This window comes from Nocardiopsis sp. TNDT3 (genome assembly GCF_003427465.1).
Classification (GTDB): domain Bacteria; phylum Actinomycetota; class Actinomycetes; order Streptosporangiales; family Streptosporangiaceae; genus Nocardiopsis; species Nocardiopsis dassonvillei.
Window position 1 is genome coordinate 1 of sequence record NZ_QPFC01000143.1, and the last position, 1,198, is coordinate 1,198.

The 1,198-nt window shown below is 72.4% G+C and carries 1 protein-coding gene; it reads left to right on the forward strand.

Features of this window, described 5'->3' with window-relative positions; genetic code table 11:
- Nucleotides 1-54: 54 nt before the first annotated feature.
- Nucleotides 55-1,107, forward strand: a complete 1,053-nt coding sequence (locus tag DQW06_RS04090; RefSeq protein ID WP_117197988.1) for a lytic polysaccharide monooxygenase — start codon at nt 55-57, stop codon at nt 1,105-1,107.
- Nucleotides 1,108-1,198 lie beyond the last annotated feature (91 nt).

A 1,198-nucleotide genomic window follows, 5' to 3' on the forward strand; every position in this document is an offset into this window, starting at 1 on the left:
CGGCCGCACCGCCCCGGTGCGGCCGGGCGCCCCCCACAGAGATTGGAGTGGCCCATGCGGTCACGCAGCACCCTCGCCATGGCCGTGGCGCTCGGCGGCCTCGCCGTCGGCACCACCGTCGTCGCGCTGCCCGACACGGCCCAGGCCCACGGCGCGTTCACCTACCCGGCCAGCCGCACCTACGCCTGCTTCCAGGACGCCACCGGCGGCAGCAGCGGCGGCGCGCTCGCGCCGACCAACGACGCCTGCGCCGACGCGCTGGCCGAGGGCGGCAACTACCCGTTCTGGAACTGGTTCGGCAACCTCATCAGCAACTCCGACGGGCGGCACCAGGAGTTCGTGGCCGACGGCGAGCTGTGCGGACCCACCGACAGCTTCTCCGCCTTCAACGCGGTCCGCGCCGACTGGCCGACCACCGAGCTGCCCGCCGACACGACGGTGGAGTTCCACCACAACGCCTGGGCCGCGCACCCGGGCACCTTCTACACCTACGTCACCGAGGACGGGTTCGACCCCGCGACCGACGCGCTGACCTGGGACTCCCTGGAGCTCATCGACGAGGTCACCGACCCGCCGCTGCGCAGCGGCGGCGTCGCCGGAGCCGAGTACTACTGGGACGTGGACCTGCCCGACAAGGAGGGCCAGCACGTCATCTACGTGGTGTGGGAGCGCTCCGACAGCCCCGAGGCGTTCTACAACTGCTCCGACGTGGTCTTCGAAGGGGGCTCGGGCGGCAACCCGGACCCCGAGCCGGAGCCGGAGCCGGAACCCGAGCCGGAGCCGGAGCCCACGGACCCGCCGGCGGGTGAGTACTGCACGGCCGAGTACACGGTCCTCAACGAGTGGCAGGGCGGCTTCCAGGCCGAGGTCGAGGTCACCGCGGGCGAGAACGGGACCGACGGCTGGATGGTGGACTGGGTGTTCGCCAACGGCCAGGCGGTCAGCAGCGCCTGGAACGCCTCGCTCGTCAACCACGGCGCCCACTTCGAGGCCAGGAACGCCGCGCACAACGGCTCGCTCGCGGCCGGGGAGAGCGCCAGCTTCGGGTTCACCGCCACCTCGGGGAACGTGAACATCGAGCCGCGGGTGACCTGCCAGGAGCCGTGACCTGACCATCCCGGAGGGACCGTACCCCCCACACGAGGGCCGTGAAGGCCCGCGCGGTCCCGGCGCCACGGTACCGAACAGCGTTCGGTAC

Bases quoted from the DNA above. Each gene is read 5' to 3' on its own strand.
- DQW06_RS04090 (WP_117197988.1), top strand. From the start codon at position 55: ATGCGGTCACGCAGCACCCTCGCCATGGCCGTGGCGCTCGGCGGCCTC.